This window comes from Pseudobutyrivibrio sp. AR14 (genome assembly GCF_900101325.1).
Taxonomy (GTDB): Bacteria; Bacillota; Clostridia; order Lachnospirales; family Lachnospiraceae; genus Pseudobutyrivibrio.
In genome coordinates, this window is the sequence record NZ_FMUY01000011.1 from 1 (window position 1) to 21,037 (window position 21,037).

Consider the following 21,037-nt stretch of genomic DNA (forward strand, 5'->3'; position numbering starts at 1 on the left):
TGCTGACTGCTCTGAAAGAGCTGCATAGATTCCGCCTGTGTGGAACCATCTTACGCCAAGCTCACCAAAGATATAGTCAAAGTCAAAATCCTTATCTGTTGCCTGAGAAATAGCAGTGTTTGCTCTATCTGAACATGAAAGAGCTCCTCTGATACCAAAGCCTCTCTCTACAAAGTTAAGACCATTTCTGCACTCACGGCCGATACCATCTGTCTTTTTCCAGTTAATAAGCTTTGTATCTACGCCACCCTGAAGGATGAAATCCTCTACGAGATGTCCTACCTCATTATCTGCAAATGCAGTAATAACAGCTGTATCCATGCCAAAGCATCTGCGAAGTCCTCGGATTACGTTGTACTCTCCGCCACCTTCCCACGCTCTAAACTGACGAGCTGTGCGGATTCTGCCCTCACCTGGGTCAAGGCGAAGCATTACCTCACCAAGAGAAACCGCATCATACTTACAATCCTTTTTGTCTCTTAATTCTAAATTCATTTCTTTTCTCTCCTTAGTCCGCAACTTCTTTATCACTAGCAAAGCATCTTCTCGAGACACGCTTTCGCTCTTGTCGGGCTGGTTGCGTTACATAAGAAGCCACTGCGTGCCTTCTAAGTAACGACCGCCCTCAAAGGTCTTTTCGAAGACGCTCTGCTAGTTCTCATTCGTTGCTCATCTAAAACTTATATTTTAAATAATTGTAATTATTATGCTTTGCCACAAGATGCTTTTACTCTTGTAGGCCACATTATAAATTAAAGTATTTCACTGCATTGCCGCCGCAAATGTCAGCCACCATGCCACGGAGGTAGTCCATGTCTGCTGGGTACTCTCCATTTTCTACCCATGAGCCGATTTTGTTGCAAAGGATTCGACGATAGAGCTCATGGCGTGGGAATGAAAGGAAGCTACGTGAATCAGTGAGCATTCCAATGGATGTTGAAATAAGTCCAGAATCTGACATAGCCTCAATCTGGCGCTCGATTCCATTTTTGTGATCACAGAACCACCATGCTGCTCCCAGCTGAACCTTGCCCTTAATGCCATGCTCATTGCTGCAGAATGTTCCTGCCATAGCTGCAAGCATTTCTGTATCCTTTGGATTTAAGCAGTAAAGAATTGTCTTTGGCAACTGGTCTGTTAAATCCATATCTGAAAGTAATGCTGCAAGCTGTGGCGCATAGTTGAAATCATTTAACGCATCAAAGCCTGTATCAGGACCGATGTAATTGAAAAATCTCATAGAGTTATTTCTGATAGCTCCAATATGAAGCTGCATTACGATATTTTTCTTAGCGTACATCTGTCCAAGCTTTGTGAGAACAAAGCCCTTAAATTTGCCTTCCTCTTCCTCTGAAAGAGTTTTTCCTTCTAATCTTTCTTTAAATAATTCCTCTACCTCTACCTTGTTTGTCTTTACGTAGAATGTAGCCTCCAAGCTGTGGTCAGATACTCTACATCCATTCTCGATAAAGAACTCAAGTCTCTTTTTCAATGCCTCAAGGAGAGAATCAACATCCTTTATCTCCACACCAGAAACATTTGAAAGTCGGTCAAGATAATCGAGATAATCAAGCTTATCTATTCCAATTGCCTTCTCTGGTCTAAAAGATGGAAGCACCTTTATTTCAAATCCATCTTCACGGATTTTCTTGTGCCACTCTAAGCTATCTGCAGGGTCATCTGTTGTACATAGGGCAGATACATTTTGTTTTCTTAGGAGGTTTCTCACTGAGAATTCCTTTGTTTTGAGTTTTTGGTTACACTGGTCCCATATAGACTTTGCAGATGCAGGGGTTAGGGGAGTATCGATACCGAAGTATCTCTGCAATTCCATATGAGTCCAGTGATATAGAGGGTTTCCAATTAGGTTCTGCACAGTATCTGCCCATGCAACAAATTTATCAAAAGGAGCCCCGTCTCCAGTGATAAGCACTTCTGAAACACCGTTGGCTCTCATTGCGCGCCACTTGTAATGGTCTCCGCCAAGCCAAACTTCAGTCATATTGTCAAAACATTTATCCTCATAAATCTCTTTAGGATTTAGATGATTGTGATAATCAATAATAGGATCATCTTTTACTGCTTCAAACAAATCAATTGCTGTTTGATTATTCAGTAAGAATGTTTCATCCATAAATTTTTTCATAGTTTTTCTAATTCCCTTCTTACATTACCTTTTCCAACCATTTCAGAATGAATCTCAAGAACTCTCTTTGCTAAAGAATCCTCATAAAGATCTACGCCAAATACGTCTTTACGTTTTAGCACATCCTTTGGTGAAAGTGCCTTTAACTCATCAAGCAATGGGTCTGGGCTCTGCTCAAATGGGTTGCCCTCATCATCAATGCCCTCTAAGTATCTTAAATATCCAGCAAGTACCACAGGGATAACTCTCAGGCTATCTGTGCTAAGAGTGTGACTTGCGCGATAAGCCTTGATTGTCTCACCAAATCTAATTGGGAGCTTCTGTGATGTATCGCAGGCAATTCTCTGTGGAGTATCTGGCATAAATGGGTTTGGAAGACGCTTTGTAAGAACAGCATCTAAAAACTCCTGTGGTGAAAGAACCTTAGGGTCCACAACTACCTTCATGCCCTCTTCCTTGCCAAGAGTTGTAACAAGCTTTTTAAGTGTCTCATCATCCATCTCATCGTGGATTGTCTTGTATCCAAGAAGACATCCAAATATAGCAAGTGCTGTATGAAGAGGATTTAAGCAAGTACATACCTTCATCTTCTCTGTCTTATCTACTGTCTCTCTATCAGTAAAGATGATGCCTGCCTTCTCTAGGGAAGGTCTTCCATTAGGGAACAAATCCTCAATGACAAGATACTCTGTCTCCTCCGCATTTACGAAGTTAGATACATAAGTATTCTTTGAAGTAACGATTGGCTCAGTGCCTTCTACACCATCAGCCTCAAGCATTTTCTTAACTGTATCATCAGGACGTGGTGTGATTTTATCAATCATAGAAAGTGGGAATGCCACTACCTTTGGATTTTCAACATAGTCAACAAATCCCTTTTCGCATTTGCCATCTGCTACCCATTCATTTGCGATTTCAACTACGGCTTCCTTTAACTTGTCTCCGTTATGTGAGCAGTTATCCATGCTGACAATGGAAATAGGAAGGGCACCTGCCTTGTATCTCTCTAAGATAAGACCTACCACCTTGTTCATGTAGGCTCTTGTCTTATATCCCTTTTCAGTGATAGTGAAGCTGACCATCTGAAGAGATGGAGCTCTGAAAATCTCTCTTAATCGCTCAATTTCTGCCTCGTTTTCCTCATCTAAAATGCAAGCCTCAACAATTGAGCCGATAACTGTTTTTTCTACTGTTCCATCAGCCTTAAGTGTTGCTAAAATGCTTAGGTTATCGCAAGGTCTATTGTATTTTTCAATAATCTCGTAATCGTAACCTTCTGCAACAATAAGGCCTGTATCCATAGTGCCATCTTCAAGTAGCTTTTCCACTGCATTTGCCTGGAAAGCTCTGAAAATATTACCTGCGCCAAAGTGAATCCATGATGGATTTGCCTTTGTATTTGCAGTAACTTTTTCTCTATCGTAGCTAGGAAGTTTATAACCTTTACTCTCCCAAGCCGCTTTGTTCTTAATACCTTCGTTTGTTAATTGCATCACATTATCCCCTTTTTGCATTCTTCTCTATCGCTTCCCACAAACCATTAATGTAGGCAGCTCCAAGAGCTCTATCGTAAAGACCATATCCAGGCATTGCCTTTTCGCCCCAAATCATACGACCGTGATCTGGTCTGATAGGTCCTGTAAATCCGATGTCGTAAAGTGCCTTTACTATCTCGTACATATCAAAGCTTCCATCACTTGAAAGATGTGCAGCCTCTTCGAAATCATCCTTTGAGTTAAACTTGAGATTTCTGACATGGGCAAAATGTATTCTACCCTTTAAGCTTCTAATCATGTCTGGCAAATCATTCTCAAGATTTGTTCCATAAGAACCTGAGCAGAATGTCACACCATTGTGTGGATTGTCTACCATTTTCATCATTCTCTGGATATTCTCTTTGTTAATGATGATTCTTGGAAGACCAAATACAGGCCATGCTGGATCATCTGGATGAATAGCCATGTTGATATTATACTTGTCACAAACTGGCATGATTCTCTCAAGGAAATACTTGAGGTTTTCAAATAATTCTTCGTCTGTGATGTCCTTGTATTCGTCGAAAAGTTCCTTAACATGAGCAAGTCTATCTGGCTCCCAACCTGGCATCAAAGAACCATTTGTGTCACCAGCAATTGAATCAAACATTTTCTCTGGAACAAGTGCATCTACAGCAGCCTGGTTGTATGCAAGAACTGTAGAGCCATCTGCGCGCTTTCTTGCAAGCTCTGTTCTTGTCCAGTCAAATACTGGCATGAAGTTGTAGCAAACCATGTGGATATCTTCTTCACCGAGATTTGTAAGTGTCTCAATGTAGTTGTCAATAAGCTGCTCTCTGCTTGGCTTTCCAAGCTTGATATCCTCGTGGATGTTTACGCTTTCAATTCCTGCTACGTGAAGTCCTGCTGCCTCAACCTCAGCCTTCATAGCTTTAATTCTCTCACGAGACCAAACCTCGCCTGGCTTTGTGTCATAAAGTGTAGTGATAACTCCCTTAACACCAGGAATCTGTCTTATCTGCTCTAAAGTTACGGTATCAAAATCCTTACCGTACCATCTAAGTGTCATTTCCATTATGCTCTTGCCTCCTTAACAATTTCTGCTGCCTCATGTGTAAGCTCTTCAATCTTTGCGAAATCGCCAGAAGCAATCAAATCGCCCTTTACCATCCATGTGCCACCACAGGCTACAATCTTTTTATATGCTAAATAGTCTTTTACATTTTCCTTGTTAATTCCGCCTGTTGGCATGAATCTAAGCTTTGAATATGGTGCTGCAACTGCCTTAATCATTGGAAGGCCACCTGCTGGCTCAGCTGGGAAGAACTTTACAAAATCAAGTCCAAGCTCCATTGCCTGCTCCATCTCGCCTGGTGTCTGAACACCTGGTGTAACAGGGTATCCCTTCTCCAAACAATGCTTAACAACTGTTGGATTAAATCCTGGGGCAACGATAAATTTTGCACCTGCTGCAACTGCTCTATCTGCCTGCTCACATGTTAAAACTGTGCCAGCGCCTACAAGCATGTCAGGGAAATCTTTTGATAAGATTCTGATTACCTCCTCTGCAGCTTCTGTTCTAAAAGTAACCTCAGCAGCTGGAAGACCGCCCTTCATCAAAGCCTCTCCAAGTGCGTGAGCATCCTTAGCATCTTCAAGTACAACAACTGGGATAATACCAATTTCTTCAAATCTTTTCTTTAAATCCTCGTACATGACCTTTCTCCTTTTTCTTTCCGGTTTTCCCTCTAGGGAACTAGTTTATGTTCACATAATAACTTCGAAAAAAGATTTATCCCATTGTTGAAATTGTTAGCTATATTGCAAATCTTGTTGTTTTATGTTATTTATAAAATAGTATTTTTAATAAGAAGTAATCGCTTATTTTGACTGGGCAAATATTGCAATTTTAGGGTGATTTGATTATGAAAAAGAATTTAAAAACAGAGTTTTCTACTAGACAATATATGCTGTCTCAGGACTTTGAGATTTATTATTACAGCGACAGAATTGTACCTACAGTTGAGGCTCATACTCATGATTATTACGAGTTTTATCTTTTCATCGAGGGAAATATTATCATGTACATTGATGGCAAAAAATTCGTTCCAACACCTGGAACAATGGTTGTTATCCCTCCATATTTGGCACACTATGCTCGCCTTGTAGACAGTGATGTTCCTTATCGAAGATTTGTATTTTGGGTTACTGAGGATTTCATTGACAACCTGGGTAGACAGTCAGAGGACTACCGATACCTTACCGATAAGGCCAAAAATTCTGGCAGCTTTTTCATTAACAAATTCACAGAAATCGAGTTCAACACCATCCAAGGAAAGGTATTCTCTCTCATTGATGAAATCAACTCAAATCGCTTTGGAAAAGACGCTAAAATCATGCTTTATGTCAGCGATTTGATTCTTTCTATTAATCGAAATGTATATGAGTCACAAAACCCTAATATCGTAAATGCGGATTCTGACTCCCTTTACGAGAGCATTATCCAATACATTGAAACCCACATCGACGAGGATTTATCATTGGAATTGCTCTCCGACTATTTCCATGTCAGCAAGTTCCACATAGCCCATGTTTTCACCGAAACCAATGGACTCTCCATCCATAAATACATAACAAAAAAGCGCCTCGACATGTGCCGAGACGCCATTTTAAGCGGTCAAGATATATCTTTAGTAGCCGAAACTTACGGCTTTTCTGACTACTCCGTATTCTACCGTGCCTTCGTTAAGGAATACGGAACCAGCCCCAAGAAATACAGGGATAATATTGTACGAAATATGGGCCTTCCTACTACATAACATTTTAGGATGTATGTTTTATATGTCGCGAAGGTGCTTTAACGCTGTGCTTGTGGGTTTGTACACTATGCTGGCTTTCCCAGATTTCATCGGCTGCTTTACCCCAGTCGCGGGCGTAGGTGTCGGCCTTTGAGCAAAGGTGGTCTACGGATTCTGGTGATTCCATGTTAGTTTGCTTTGCACCTGTGGCAGCAACAATGCCTCTGAGTTTCTCAGGATTTTCAAGCATTGGACATGGTCTTAAGTGATTCTTGTTAAATGGCTGTCCATCGTGATATGCCATGAAAAGTGGACTCTGTAGAATCTCCAAAATTGATTTCTCATGAATGTTCGAATCTGAAAAATGTATAAACACGCATGGTTCCGCATCGCCGTTTGAGTTAATGTGGAAGTAATTACGACCACCCGCTATACAACCACCAACATACTCACCATCATTCTGAAAGTCCATTGGGAAAAATTCTATATCTGATTCATTTGATCTGACAAAGCGGATACGCTCAATCATATTCTTGCGCTGCTCAACAGTTGGCATAAGCTCAGGAACAGCATTGTTTCCAACCGGCATATAGTGGAAATAGAAACCAAATCTAGCACCCTTCTCAGAAATAAATCTTAAGAACTCATCGCTAGTTACTGCTTCAATATTATCTCTTGTATAACAAATCGAAGTTCCATAAATGATTCCATACTTCTTTAAAAGGTCCATAGCCTTCATTACAGCTTCGTAGTGGCCGTCGCCTCTTCTTGCATCATTTGTCTCAGGAGTTCCCTCGATAGAAAGCATGAACGTAAGATTTCCAAGCTCTACAACTTTCTTACAAAGCTCCTCATCAATCAAAGTAGAGTTAGAGTAGGCTGCAAAGAAACAGTCATTATGCTTCTCGCAAAGCTTTATAATATCAGCCTTTCTGACCATTGGTTCGCCGCCTGTCATCATGTACAGATATACGCCAAGCTCTTTACCCTCTGTGACAATTTTATCCATGTCTTCAAATGTAAGATTTGCCTTGTGTCCATATGTGCCAGACCAGCAACCAATACAGTGCATATTACAAGCCATTGTAGGGTCAAAAAGAATAAGCCAAGGCACGTTACAGCCATACTTTTTTCTATTCTTGCGAATCTTTTTTGTGCCACGGAAAAATGCTTCGTATCCTAGGTTTAACGTCATTTTACTGAGATAATCAGGGTTAGTTTCGTCAATTACCTTGTTGATATATTTCACCCATCTATTATTTGGATCAGCTAAAGCTTTTTTTGCCCTTTCAAGCTTTTCTTTATCGGCACCTTTAGTACCCCAAAATTTTTCTCCAACATTGGCCAGTCTTAAATATGAATTTGTTCGTGCTTTTGGATTGTTATTAAGATTTCTTATAAATTTGTTAATCTCAGCTGAAAAAATCTTTCGCTGAGCCGCATGTGCAAGATTATTTGTACCCATTTTAACCCTCCCTGATACCGAAAACTTTTCGCTCTCTATTTTTATATTAGTTAGGGATTTAAAATGAAACAATGTACAACAAAAATATAATGTTTGTTGTAGACTACATTTGAATAAAAATGTCTAATAATTTACATTATTTATCTAAAATGTATTCACAATGAGTCTGTTACGACCTCAAGCAATGTATTTATGCGCTGCTCATATGAACAATTCTCTTCTACATACTTTCGGCCGGCTGCTGCAATGGCAGCTCGCTCAGCGTCGTGCTTTAGATAGAAATTCACCTTTTCAAAAAGGTCTCTTTGGTCGTAGTACCAGACTAGATGTTTTTCATTTTCAAATTGCATAGGAAGCTCTGCCTGGAAGTTTGTAATGCAAAATCCACCTGCCCCGAGTATATCGTATATACGAAGTGGAACACCACTTTTTATATTTGGAATTGTCATGTTTAGATTGATTTTTGAGCCTCTAAATACCTTTGGCATTTCCTCCCAATAATCCACGGCCCCCTTGTAGTTAACACGTATCAAATCAGCTGTATTTGAGTTTGTATAAATGCTTACATCATGATGCTTTGACAGCTCAATAAGTATGCTTCTTCTTTGCTTTTCAGCTATTTTAAATCCAAGGGTTGTAACTGAAAAAATAAGGTTTAAATCTGACAGAGAATCCTCTGATTTTTCCAGTTCAAAGTAGTTTTCTAGCTCCATTAAAATCTCTGGAGTAAGCATTCTATCGATGATATTTATCCCCTGTAAATCCTTCTGTGCCTCCATTGTCGCCTCAAAATATCCTCGCAAATAATCAGGCAGGGTATACTCCATTTTGTCGTAAGAATTTTTCTCATATAGGGAGCCTACAAAGCTTATGTCATTAAGATATTTATCCAAATCTCCAGAGTTTTTAAAAAGATAGTCAATTCTATTGCAATCCACAGCTAGAGGTAGGTGATATACATGCTCTACCCCCATTCCCTTGAACTCTTCTACATTGGTCAAATCAAATAAAAAGATGCGATTTACATCATTGAAAACTGACTTGTGATACATTGAAATCAGTGGATTGTCACAGCTCCAGCACACATACAAAAGACCACATTCCTGGCATACATTTGATATCAGTGGAAAGTAATTTACAGTAAAGAAAAATTCGTATGAATCTGCCTTTATCATACCCTTTAGTTCAGCTGCAAATTTTTCATCCACATCATAATTAAGAAGGTCCTGATAGACCTCCTTAACTTCGAATCCCATTTTCTCAAATGTAAACTTTATGTCTTTGTAATTGTAGGCTTTCCACCTATACATCAAAATCTTTTTCATAACATGAATCCTTCGCTTGTTACGCTCTCAAGCCATCCACCACACTAGAAGTGTAAGGTATCCACTCCGTAGGTGCTGCGGATGATTGAAGTTAATTGTCCGTATGTAGCGATGGCTTCGTCTGATTTACCTGCTGCATCTAGGTCCGCAATTTGCTTTAAGATAGCTTCCTCTAGGTTGTACATCTCAGCAAATTTATTTGGATCTTTCTCTTTTTCTTCCTTAATCATCTGGTATGTGCCATATAACTTAGAGAAGCTTTGAATTGTGGAATCCATTATCTTTCTCACACCGATGGCATCCTTTAAAATCTTTAATGCTACCGTTGGGTCCCCATCTTTTTTCTCTGCAAATTCTACAAATAATCTGCCCAGGCGTACTTCTGGTTTGACCTCATTTTTATCTGCTTTTTCTTCCATCCAAGCTATGTGAAGACCGTGCCATTCTTCAGTCATGGCAGCATATTGTAATAGCTTGTCTAAAAGCTCGCTGAAGGTGTAGAAATCTCCCTCTAAAAGGCGACGTTCCATAAGTCTGATATCGCAGAAAAGGTTCATTTCTTTTTCACGGTCTGTGGTCTTAAAAGCGGATTTTAAATTCTTCCACATTGGCCCATCTATTTTCTCTAGATTCTCGTCTATCTCATGCTGAAGCACATCCCTAAATCCAGGTCTGGTAAAGAACTTGTTTAGTACGTCCCTCAGCTCTTTTTTATAGCCATACTCACATGCCTTTATAACTAGCATTTTTATAAAGCCACGATTGAGTCTTACAACAGGGGAATTCCATGATATTCTGCGATAATAATGTACTAGCGGTCCAAAATTATCATTCATAAGTCCGCAAGCCATTAAATAGCAGTATGTTGTATTCTTATGCAACTCATCAAAGGCATCAAAAACAAATATTCCTCCCTGCAGGAATATTTCACCCTTATTATTTTCCAGCCTATCCATTATCTCTAGATAACGGTTACATGCCTCCACACATTCCTTTGTTTTGATAGTTACATAGAAAGCCTTTGCAGCATAAGTACTTAGCTTTGCAACAGCTAAATCCATTATCTCATTGCGCTTAAGTTCATCATAATAGAATTCAATAAGCTCATCATATCTATCTAGCTCATCTAATGCTATTGCTATACCACAAGCAAAAGGTCCTCGGTAGCGAATAGCCTCTTCCTCTTTATTAATTCTAGCGTCTTCAAGGGCTTTCTTACATAATTCTAAAAGCTCTTCGTGATATTTACATGCCCTATACTCCTGAGCCAGCTGGTATGGCCAACGCAAGTTATCAGGCTGCTCTTCCATCATTTCCTTTAAAAGAGGGATATTTCGCATTGAATGCTTAATATTGTCCTCCTCAGAAACATACACATAGCCAAAGTGTCCTGCCTGAGCATCCATAAACATGGCATTTCCATAAGCAGGCTCAATGTACTCATGTACCTTTCCAATAAACCTAGTTTCTGGGGTCACAGAACACATGCGTACAACTTCTATATCAGAGTATTCTATTCCCTCAAAATCAAGATAATTACGCTGATAATAGCCACCTATATTGTACTCTGTACAATTTGGCTGCTTGAAGAAATCGATTATATATTTGGTGTCCAAAAACCACTCATCATCATCGATAAAGAGAAACATCTTTCCATTGGCTTGATCCAGCTGGAAATTTCTCGCCTTGGCAAAATCATTACACCATGTGAATTCAAATACCTCATCAGCATATTTTTCAATTATGGCTCTTGTCTCAGGAGAACATCCAGTATCTACAACCTGTATCTCTGAGTCAATAGCCTCACGAATTGGCATCAAAGATTTAAGGCAGCGCTCGGTTGTATCCGGTCTGCCACAACATAAAAGGCTAATTGTAAGAAGTTTTGTTTTCTCTTTTGTGTTCATCGTTTCTCCTTTTAATAAAGTCAAAAAGGCCCGTCATCTGACGAGCCTTTGAATTTTATTTAGTATGTTCCAACTACAAGTGGTCTGTACATTTCCTCTCCTTCTGTGAGTCCAGGTACATTGCCAAGGCAACTATCAATCAATCGATTGATTTCCTTGCTGACTATTAGCTTTTCACCTGGTGCGTCAACCAATCCTCTGAAGTCGTATACATCTATACTTCTTATTTCGATAATTCTCTCTTCGATATCATTTAGAATGTTTGCTAAGATAGGTTCGATATCGAGCTTGTGATCAATGACTAATTCTCTGTCATTTAAATTCTCACTTATATCGTAAATCAAATTGCAATATTTTTCAAATTTTTCAACTATATCTGAGTAATCCATTCCCATTGATTCAAGATATTCACCGAGAACTAAAGCTTTCTGCTGGCATTCGATTAGAACTCTTAAATCGCCTTGTAAATCTTCTGTTCCCCCGTTTGCAAATCTAGCATTTGCTGAGTAAAGCTCCAAAACCATCATTTCCATTTTGTTTCTTGTAAAGTATGCCATACGCTTTACCTCTTTTCTATGTAAAACCCTACCAAATTGTTGTAGGCGCTATTTTCAAAGTTACTATTTAGTTGATTTTTTGTTTAAATATCCCCACCCCTTATAAGAGGTGGGGATTAATTATTCTAGTTATATAATTCTGGTAGATTAAGCACTTTTATAAATCTTACTGTAAGAGCTGAAGTACACCCTGTGTAGCCTGGTTAGCCTGAGCGAGCATTGACTGTCCAGCCTGCTGTAAGATGTTGTTCTTTGAGTACTCAACCATTGTGTCAGCCATATCTGTATCACGGATTCTTGATTCAGCTGCCTCTGTGTTCTCAACTACGTTGTCTAAGTTCTTGATAGAGTGCTCAAGTCTGTTCTGTACGGCACCAAGTTCTGCTCTCTGTGCTGATACTCTCTGGATAGCATCTGTGATTGCATCGATTGCGTATGTTGCGTTCTTACCTGTTGCATCTGATACGTTGATACCTGCAATACCGATTGACTTAGCGTTCATAGCTTCAAGAGTAACGTTGATCTTGTTTGTCATGGCTGCGTCAGCACCTACGTGAAGGTTAAGTGTAAGTGCGTTCTGGATATTTACGAAGCCCTTTGTGATTGAGAAGCTGTATGTTGTAGATGTAATTTCCTTACCATCAACAGTCTTCTTAATGTTGTGCTTCTCCCAAATGTAGTCACCAGCTTTAATCTTTCCGTCTGCAGATGTTGTCTTTGCTGTATCCATAGAAGCAGGGCCATCTGTTGCGCCGATTGATGAAGCTGCCTTAAGCTCGATTGCTACCATCTTGTATGCTGCTGTAGCCTTGATAAGTGTTACGTTAGCATCATCAATACCTGTTGAAGAGTTGTATGAAGTAGAGAATCTTGTTACTTCATTACCGTTATATTTTACTGTTGAGCCCTTTGTAATAAGCTTTGCGAGGTATCCGTTAGTAACCTTTGCGTTTGCAATATCTGTTCCGATATCGTCAGCATTAATTGTGTATGTCTTGCCATCGATTGAAATTGTATCGCCAGCTGTAAGCTTCCATGTACCTGCTGCTGTAGGTGTTGCACCTGCTGTATAGTACTGTGTTAAGTGAAGAGCTTCTGCTACTTCCTGGTTTGTAGAAGCACCGATTGTGTACTGTGTACCACCGATTGTATATCTTTCGCCTGCCTCAAGTGATTCCATGGTGAATGTTGCTCTAGTAGTATTCTGGATTAATGTTCCATCCAAACCTGCATCATGTGCGTTGATATACATTCTTCTAAGTCCTACATCACCTTTAAGAAGGAATGTCTCGTTGAACTTTGTTGTAGAAGCGATACGATCGATTTCCTGTGTAAGCTGATCAATTTCGTTCTGGATATCACTACGATCTGATTCTGAGTTTGTACCATTAGCTGCCTGAACTGCTAATTCGTTCATTCTCTGAAGCATGTCATGAACTTCTGTGAGGGCACCTTCAGCTGTCTGTACTGAAGAAACACCATCTGAAGCGTTTGTAGAAGCCTGGCCTAAACCACGAATCTGCTTTCTCATCTTTTCAGAAATTGAAAGTCCTGCTGCATCATCAGCTGCTCTGTTAATCTTGTATCCTGAAGAAAGCTTCTCTGTGCTCTTTGACTGTGCGTCTGTTGTAATGTTGAGCGTTCTTGATGAGTTCGCTGCCTGCATGTTGTGTTGTACTACCATAATAAATTCCTCCATGAGATTCAGCTAAGTCCATTTAGCTTTTAAATCCGTTTTTCTTGATAGCCCAACATCCGTGTCTGGCCTGGTTATTAAATTTGATTTTTCTAAAGATTCGAATTCGATTTTGCAAGGGTAATTGTTCCTTACACCTTATTTATCGTTTGCGTGTCCAAAAACTTTACCCCTTTTTAAAAAAAATTTTCATTTTGTATCAATTTTCTCATTTTATGTGCAATATAAAAAACTCGCAGAAGCCTTGATTTTACTAGGTTTCTGCGAGCCGAAAATTTATCTGAAAATAGGTCAAATAATTTGTTAATTTAATCTAAATTTCATTAAAATCTCCCTGTTTTAGAGGCTAATTTATTTCTTTTTATCCAGGAAAGAAGGGTCGTCAGCCTTATTATGGGCCATCATATTTTTATAATAGGAGGTAACCACGTCATTTGATTTTTTAATCTCACGAACTTCTTTTTTGATATTGGCAAATCGAGCTTTAGCATACTCTTTATTTCTATATTCTGAAGCCTCCACATCAGCAGTCAGGTCAGTTACCTTTTTAATAAGCTCCTGCATAATGCGAATCTCATCAGCATAAGTCTCTCTATCAGCTTCTATTATAGTCTTTACCCTACCAAAAAGCTGCTGGAAGCCCTCGTCAAGCATAATTATTCTATCGATGAGCTCTGACTTCATATTCATATTCTTTTCCAAATCATCTGGTGTAGTATTTGGATCCTGAAGAATAGCTGCCTGCTCCTGATTTCTTATCTGAAGAACTCGTAAGATATCTGCTTTCTTTTCAAGTGATTCTCTAAGCATTACTACATAATCCATGTTTTCCATGATTTACCCCTTTTCTCTGCTGTGTAGGTTCAGAATCTGATTATCATTTCTTCTATTTATATAATAAATGTTTGAACACAAAAAAACGACCCCTCTTTTTAGAGGGGTCATAAAAATCATTATCCAGCGATTTCATTTGTGCCATCAAGCTTTTTGCCATTAGCTGTAAGCTTCATAACATCCTTCCAAGTATCTCGCATTGTACGAAGATGCTTTAACACCTCCTGCAATGTCTCTGGATCCTTGTCAATCATTGCATGTCTAAGGCAACTTCTAAGATATGTATATACTGCCTGGAAATCCTTAGCTACAGGATATTTTTCATCCAATGTAATCTCAAACTCTTCAATAATTCTATCAGTCTTTCTGATATTATTGTGAGCCTTTTCAATATCATTATTTTCGCATGCTACTATGGCTATATTGCAAAACTTGATTGCACCTTCATAGAGCATAAGGGTCAGCTCTGCGGGAGAAGCTGTTAAAATTCTGTTTCTTGCGTAAGCGTCGTAACCGTTCATTGGTGTCATAAAGATCGCCTCCCTGAATTTCTAATAATGCCTTTTATTACTTGCCCGGCAAAGCTTAGCCTCCAAGTAATGATGTGATAGAAGATGAATTGCTCTGTAATTGTGAAAGTGCTTTTTCCATTTGAGCAAACTTCTTATAATATGAGTCTTCCATTTCTGTAACTCTATCAGTCCATGTCTTGATAAGGTTGTTGTAGTTAGAGTACTCTGATGCCATTTCCTTATCGTTGTAGACTGTGTACATAGATTTAACAGATGTAGACTTCATCTTCTTATCTAAGTCTTCGTAAAGACCTTTAGTCATCTGCTTGAGAAATTCGATAACTTTTTCTGGATCTTCTGCAAGAGCTGCACGAAGCTTCTCAGGGTTACCAGATGTCTTTGAATCCTCTGTATCACCATCAATATGATAAGCATAGTTCTCATTTTTTGCGGCGTTCAATGTTCCAAGTGTATGAATGCCAAATGTAGACCATGAAACAGACTGACCATTAATGGTATATGACTTCATCATTGACATAGTCATTGTAGAAATCAAACTGCTAAGACTATTATCCCTTCTAAGTAAGGAGTCTTTAATCTTCTGCTCCCACTTTTCGATTTCAGTCTCAGACATTTCATTCTTCTCATCATCTGTAAGTGGCTCATAATCCTTTGCAGAATCTGCATTGTAGAGCTTCTGCATTTCATTCATGAGAGTATTATATGATGTGAGGAAATCCTTTACCTTGTCATATAAGCTATCTGTATCTGTTGCAACTGTGATACTGATAGGACTATTTTCTGCTGTAAGGGCCTTTGCTTCAATAGTAAGTCCATTTACAGTAATTGAGTTTGTGCTACCTTTATATGTAACACCATTTAAAATAATCTCTGAATCAGAACCATCAATTTTAACTGCTGCATTAGCATTATCTAAAGCTGCATCATCTGCACTAAGTGTATAAGCAAGCTTCATTCTATAGGAAACGCTATTTGCCAGCTCTAAGTTATCTGACTGAGTCCAGAAATCACTATATCTGTACTTATCGTCTTCAAATGAGCCATCATTTGCTGCGCCAAAGTTTTTCTCAATATATGAAGCCCACTTTGCATTTACAGGATTCTCTAATACTGCATCAACATCAGCCTTTGCCTTTGCAATTGCTGCATTCTTAGCAGTCTTTTCTGCATCTGTTGTCTCTGGCATAGCCTTAGCAGCTGAAAGTTTTACATATTCATCACGGATGGCGTTAAGAGAAGCTGTCATCTCTCTTTCGGTTGCTGCCGCAGCATCGTCATCGTATTTTCCTGCATTATAGATTTCCTTGCCGTAAGCTACAATATCACTTTCTGTAAGAGTAGACCAATCTACATTCTTACCATCAAGATACTCTTCGATATCCCTATAAGCTGGCTCTAAATTAATTGCCTCTCTAGCTGCTTGCTTTTCCTCATCACTAGCTGTAGAACTATTAATTATGTCCTTGTAACCTTTTACAGCTCTAATTAAGCTTGCGAAACCGTCAGCATCACTTACTACACTGCCGTATTTTCTCTTAACTAAGCCCTCTGTAGATACTGTGCTCTTGATAGATTTAATCTCAGAGTCAGACAAAAGTCCCAGCTTCATAAGGTCGCTAAGACCCTTAGTATTATCTGCGGAGATTGAAAAATCACCATCTTTGCCTGATTTCTGCGCACTTATGAAAAATCTATTATTCTTCTCATCGTAATTAGCATCTAATCCTGCTTCTTTGAACTTGCTAACCAGCTGGTTAACTGTCATTGTCATATCAAGCTCAATCTTGGTAACCTTTGTTCCTGTACGAACAGTAATAGCTCCCTTGTCTGTTGTACCAGATACAATTCCAAGCTCTGAAAGATTAGAGTCCAACTTGATACTATCTGCTAACTTACCACCAGTTACATAAGCTGATGTAGAAAGCTTTTTAACCTCAAGTGACTGTGTGCCGTTGATGGCATTACCACTTGCTGTAGCTGTAGCCTTTGTTGTATCGCTAACTGTTGCTTTCTTGATTGCATAGTTAGATGAGTAGCGCATGTTACCAACTTCGGTATAAAGGCTATAGACTTTGCTATTAAGGGTCTTCCAAGCATCCTGCTTCCAAGATAGCTTGGTCTGAGCCTTAGTATATTTTTCCTTTTTATAGCTATAGGCAGATACTAAAGCACCTACAAGGGCCTCGGTATCTAATCCCGATGCTAAACCTGATAATCTAATAGGCATATACTACCTCCAAAATCTATCTCTTCTCATCAACCATAATTCCGGCGAGCTCCCATGCCTTTGCAATAAGGTCAAGAGTCTCTTCTGCTGGAAATTCCTTAATGACTTTTCTGGTCTCTTTATCAACCATCTTAATCATTACACGATTTGTTCCTTCGTGAATACCGAATACTGCTTCGGCGTTACCCTGTGCAGAATTAATCTTGCTAATAGCTTCTTTTAATGAAGAAGTTGCCTGTGCTGCACTGTTTTCATCTTCATTCTGTTCAAAACTAGGGTTTTTATATTCAGCCTCGCTGGCACGTATTTCTTTTGCTGCAGTTGTAAAATCAACTGGCTTACTCTCTGTTACCTGCTGTACTGGCGCTTTTGCTGAACTTCCCTGTCCCTGGTAGTTACTTACTGAACTACTTACTTCGCCTATTTTCATTGCTCTTTCCTCCTTACGTCCTTAAGATTTCGGTCCCACTCCTCAATCCTTTAGGACAACATACATCCGTGTACCTATGGGAAATTATGTCCTCCGAACACTCAGCTGTTGTGCTCGGATTACAGTCTACAAAACTATATTTGTATAGTCTTCTAATTCCTGTATCGGACGATAATTATAAAAGTTTATAGTTAAATTTTAATTTTTTTACAACATTGAAGAAAAAATAAGGCCCCAGAATATTTCTGGGGCCGCATCTTAGCTGCTTATATATTATTATGCCTGAAAATCTACATGCTCACCCTTAGCAAAGTGCTGTGTTGTAGCACCCTTGTCATCATCGCTGCAGCATGGGTCTTCTGCCTTTGCTTTGGCAGGCTTAGCTGCCTTGGTGTCTATAGGTGTGTTGTTGCCAAAGCCAAGCATCTCTGTCTTAAAAGTAAGATCAGCTGCTGCTGTAGCAAGGTCTGTTGGAACCACAATTTTTGTAGCTCTGCCGTCTCCCATCTTCTCAAGAGCCTCAAGCTTCTTAATAAGAAGAACTCGCTCATCCATGTTGGCTTCCTTGAGCATCTCTATACCCTTTGCCTCTGCCTCATATACAAGGCGGATAGACTCAGCCTGTCCTGTTGCACGAGCAATGGCAGCATCTCTTTCTGCCTCAGCCTTAAGTACAAGTGCCTGCTTGTCACCTTCTGCTCTAGTGATAGATGCCTGCTTGTGCCCCTCTGCCTCAAGAAGTGTCTCACGGCGATCACGCTCAGCCTTCATCTGTTTCTCCATTGAGCGCTGAATTTCCTCTGGTGGAATAATATTCTTAAGCTCAACTCGACCTACCTTGATACCCCATGGATCAGTAGCTTCATCAAGAATAACACGCATCTTTGAATTGATGTTATCACGAGATGTAAGTGTCTGATCAAGCTCTAACTCACCAACAAGATTTCGAAGTGTTGTAGCTGTAAGGTTCTCAAGAGCAAGTATTGGACGCTCTGCTCCATACGCATAAAGCTTAGGATCTGCAACCTTGAAATAAACTACTGTATCAATCTGCATGATAACGTTATCCTTTGTGATAACACCCTGTGGTGGGAAATCAGCTACCTGTTCCTTTAAAGAAACTCTCTTTGCCACCCTCTGAATAAATGGAATAATAACATGAAAACCAGCCTGAAGTGTTGCATGATATTTTCCCAAATTCTCAACTACAAATACATATCCCTGAGGGACAATACGAATCCCCATGCATAAAAGCACGAAAACAATCAATAAAAGAATTAATAAAGCTCCCATAACTTATCCTCCTACATTAAATAATTAATTTTATTATATCCTTTTCTATACATGATTGCATCAATGTAGATAATAATTCTATGAAATAAAAAAGGCATTGCAATCGCAATGCCAATTATTTCTATTTTCCTAAAATGGTATCAAAGATGGCTTGTGCCACATCATCCTTTGACATGATAGGTAGCTCCCTTGCCTCGTCCTTTGTAATCAAGGTAACTACATTGGTATCTGTGCCAAATCCAGCACCCTGAGTGCGAAGATTATTTGCCACAATCATATCTACCTTTTTCTTGTCCAGCTTTTTCTTTGAATTCTCAAGCATGTTCTCTGTCTCCATTGAGAAACCACAAATAAACTGGCCTTCTTTCTTATGCTCTCCTAAATAAGAAAGAATATCCTCGGTTCTCTCAAGCTCAATAGTTGAGCCCTCACCGTCTTTTTTCTTGATTTTCTCTGCCGCTACATTGATAGGTCTATAGTCAGCAACTGCTGCAGATTTTATTATAATGTCACAATCAGCAGCTCTTGATTTAACTGCCTCAGCCATCTCTGCGGCGCTTCTAATATTAACTACATCCACAAACATTGGTGGCTCTATACTTACTGGACCAGACACCAAAGTAACCTCTGCACCACGTTCCATAGCTACCTTGGCAATAGCGTATCCCATCTTGCCAGTGCTGTGATTAGTAATGAAACGTACTGGGTCAATTGCCTCCTCCGTAGGACCAGCAGTGACTAACACCCTTTTTCCTGCCAAATCATGTTCGTGACCAATTTCTCTGAGAATATAAGCAAGCAAAACATCTGGCTCTGGCATCTTGCCCGCACCTGTGTCTCCGCATGCTAAATATCCACTAGCTGGATTAATTATTTCAAATCCATATTTCTTAAGAGTCTCAAGATTATCCTGGACAATCTGATTTTCAAACATATTTGTATTCATAGCTGGGCTAACAAGCTTTTTACATTTAGCCGCTAGAATGGTAGTGGTAAGCATATCATCTGCAATGCCATGAGCCATCTTGGCTATAACATTGGCGCTGGCTGGTGCAACCATAAAAATATCTGCACGCTTTGCCAAGGCTACATGCTCCACATTAAACTGAAAATTCCTGTCAAATGTATCAACAAGACATTTGTTTGATGTAAGTGTCTCGAAGGTAATAGGATTTATAAAATTGGTAGCATTTTTAGTCATGATTACATTAACATCTGCCCCAAGCTTAACAAGGGCTGATGCCAGATTGGCAATCTTATATGCTGCTATTGAGCCTGTAACTCCAAGAACAACGCATTTTCCTTTTAACATAAATCCTTACCTCCAAAGAAGAATAAGTTAGTATTGCTGTTTATATCACTTGCTACGATGGCCCACATATTATGAGCCATCTGCTATTTCTTAAAAAATTAATTAGTTCTTTCCTGCCACTGCCCCTGCTGGGTGAATCTTATCAAGTACGATACCCACAAGGTAAACAATAATTGCGCCAACTACAGCTTCGATTACACCATTAAAGCTGATGATTCCACCAATTACTGCCATAAGTGCACTAGGATCAATCTGTAAAACCTCTGCATATGGGTCCTTATAGAAAAGATAAATGCTGCCCATAACAAGAAGTGTATTTGTCATTGCGCCTGTGATACCTGCTGTAACAAAAGCAAGAGTCTTAGCATCCTTTTTCATAAATAAAAACTCGATTGCTACAAATACAACTATACCGATTATCACAGCGATTATCTTTGCTGTAGAAGTACTGATTGCGAATTTTCCTTCTGTAATCATCTTGTTAGTAAAGGCGAAAACACCAAATCCAACAATAAATGAAACTACTGCATTAATAATTGAGCCGTAGATTACTTTTTTGTCTGTGGCAATAGCCTTCTTAATTCCAATGAATACAAAATATGGAACTACTCCAATAAGAATTCTTGGCACAATTGCAATAAATGTACTCTTGAATACTAAAAGAAGTGCCTCTCCTATTCCATTATGTGGAAGCATAGTAAGTGCAGCCACTGGTGAAAAAGCAAATGCTGATGGAGTTGGGGTAAGTGAACTCTTAACAAAACTTGTTACGCCAAATACTCCTCCAAGAAATCCGCCCTTCTTAGGTCCTAAAAATAAAGAACCAATGATAACTGGAATATGAAGTGTTGTTGCATTAATAACTACGAGTGGAATATATCCGAGTGGTGTGACAGCCATTGCAATAATAATGGCCATAAATAACGCTGTGAGCACGAGCTCATAGGTCTTAGAATTTTTGCTTTGCATTTTGTTCCTCCTTTTGGTAGAAGCCTCCACGGGTCTCCTCCTGCTAAAA

At 39.3% G+C, this 21,037-nt stretch carries 17 protein-coding genes and 1 pseudogene; 1 reads left to right on the forward strand and 17 read right to left on the reverse strand.

Annotated elements, in window-relative coordinates; genetic code table 11:
• From BLP50_RS10280 to BLP50_RS10300, 5 genes and pseudogenes are all read right to left on the reverse strand, one after another.
• Window positions 1-495, reverse strand: a pseudogene (locus BLP50_RS10280) (sugar kinase); the annotation flags it as partial.
• A gap of 250 nt (window positions 496-745) precedes the next feature.
• Window positions 746-2,146 (reverse strand): glucuronate isomerase, encoded by a 1,401-nt coding sequence (uxaC, locus tag BLP50_RS10285; protein WP_090154392.1) that lies wholly within the window; start codon window positions 2,144-2,146, stop codon window positions 746-748.
• Window positions 2,143-3,639, reverse strand: coding sequence for a mannitol dehydrogenase family protein (locus tag BLP50_RS10290; RefSeq protein ID WP_090154394.1), 1,497 nt, complete (start codon window positions 3,637-3,639; stop codon window positions 2,143-2,145). Before BLP50_RS10290 ends, uxaC begins: the two co-directional genes overlap by 4 nt.
• 4 nt (window positions 3,640-3,643) lie before the next feature.
• Window positions 3,644-4,717, reverse strand: coding sequence for a mannonate dehydratase (uxuA, locus tag BLP50_RS10295; protein ID WP_090154396.1), 1,074 nt, complete (start codon window positions 4,715-4,717; stop codon window positions 3,644-3,646).
• Window positions 4,717-5,358, reverse strand: a complete 642-nt coding sequence (locus tag BLP50_RS10300; protein WP_090154399.1) for a bifunctional 4-hydroxy-2-oxoglutarate aldolase/2-dehydro-3-deoxy-phosphogluconate aldolase — start codon at window positions 5,356-5,358, stop codon at window positions 4,717-4,719. The genes uxuA and BLP50_RS10300 overlap by 1 nt, the downstream gene beginning before the upstream one ends.
• Window positions 5,359-5,567: 209 nt before the next feature.
• Between BLP50_RS10300 and BLP50_RS10305 the strand changes: the two genes are divergently transcribed.
• A complete protein-coding gene (locus BLP50_RS10305) occupies window positions 5,568-6,461 on the forward strand; it encodes an AraC family transcriptional regulator (RefSeq protein WP_090154401.1) in 894 nt (297 codons plus the stop codon).
• Between the two features lie 4 nt (window positions 6,462-6,465).
• Here BLP50_RS10305 and BLP50_RS10310 read toward each other — a convergent pair whose 3' ends face one another.
• The 12 genes from BLP50_RS10310 to BLP50_RS10365 form a co-directional block, all read right to left on the reverse strand.
• Window positions 6,466-7,905, reverse strand: coding sequence for a radical SAM protein (locus BLP50_RS10310; protein ID WP_090154403.1), 1,440 nt, complete (start codon window positions 7,903-7,905; stop codon window positions 6,466-6,468).
• Between the two features lie 155 nt (window positions 7,906-8,060).
• Window positions 8,061-9,230: a glycosyltransferase family protein gene (locus BLP50_RS10315; protein ID WP_090154405.1), complete on the reverse strand. Its 1,170-nt coding sequence runs from the start codon at window positions 9,228-9,230 to the stop codon at window positions 8,061-8,063.
• Between the two features lie 44 nt (window positions 9,231-9,274).
• Window positions 9,275-11,137: a glycosyltransferase gene (locus BLP50_RS10320; RefSeq protein WP_090154407.1), complete on the reverse strand. Its 1,863-nt coding sequence runs from the start codon at window positions 11,135-11,137 to the stop codon at window positions 9,275-9,277.
• Between the two features lie 59 nt (window positions 11,138-11,196).
• Window positions 11,197-11,694, reverse strand: a complete 498-nt coding sequence (locus BLP50_RS10325) for a hypothetical protein (protein WP_090154409.1) — start codon at window positions 11,692-11,694, stop codon at window positions 11,197-11,199.
• Window positions 11,695-11,860: 166 nt separating this feature from the next.
• Window positions 11,861-13,378, reverse strand: a complete 1,518-nt coding sequence (locus BLP50_RS10330) for a flagellin N-terminal helical domain-containing protein (protein ID WP_090154411.1) — start codon at window positions 13,376-13,378, stop codon at window positions 11,861-11,863.
• 363 nt (window positions 13,379-13,741) lie between these two features.
• Window positions 13,742-14,224: a hypothetical protein gene (locus tag BLP50_RS10335; RefSeq protein WP_090154413.1), complete on the reverse strand. Its 483-nt coding sequence runs from the start codon at window positions 14,222-14,224 to the stop codon at window positions 13,742-13,744.
• A gap of 119 nt (window positions 14,225-14,343) precedes the next feature.
• Complete coding sequence (gene fliS / locus BLP50_RS10340; RefSeq protein WP_090154416.1) at window positions 14,344-14,754, reverse strand: flagellar export chaperone FliS; 411 nt, start codon at window positions 14,752-14,754, stop codon at window positions 14,344-14,346.
• Between the two features lie 55 nt (window positions 14,755-14,809).
• Window positions 14,810-16,984, reverse strand: a complete 2,175-nt coding sequence (gene fliD / locus BLP50_RS10345; protein WP_090154418.1) for a flagellar filament capping protein FliD — start codon at window positions 16,982-16,984, stop codon at window positions 14,810-14,812.
• 16 nt (window positions 16,985-17,000) lie between these two features.
• Window positions 17,001-17,414 (reverse strand): flagellar protein FlaG, encoded by a 414-nt coding sequence (locus tag BLP50_RS10350; RefSeq protein WP_090154420.1) that lies wholly within the window; start codon window positions 17,412-17,414, stop codon window positions 17,001-17,003.
• A 276-nt stretch (window positions 17,415-17,690) separates the two neighbouring features.
• Complete coding sequence (locus tag BLP50_RS10355) at window positions 17,691-18,707, reverse strand: SPFH domain-containing protein (RefSeq protein WP_090154422.1); 1,017 nt, start codon at window positions 18,705-18,707, stop codon at window positions 17,691-17,693.
• Window positions 18,708-18,828: 121 nt separating this feature from the next.
• A complete protein-coding gene (coaBC, locus tag BLP50_RS10360) occupies window positions 18,829-20,019 on the reverse strand; it encodes a bifunctional phosphopantothenoylcysteine decarboxylase/phosphopantothenate--cysteine ligase CoaBC (protein ID WP_090154424.1) in 1,191 nt (396 codons plus the stop codon).
• Window positions 20,020-20,121: 102 nt separating this feature from the next.
• A complete protein-coding gene (locus BLP50_RS10365; protein WP_090154426.1) occupies window positions 20,122-20,988 on the reverse strand; it encodes an ECF transporter S component in 867 nt (288 codons plus the stop codon).
• Window positions 20,989-21,037 lie beyond the last annotated feature (49 nt).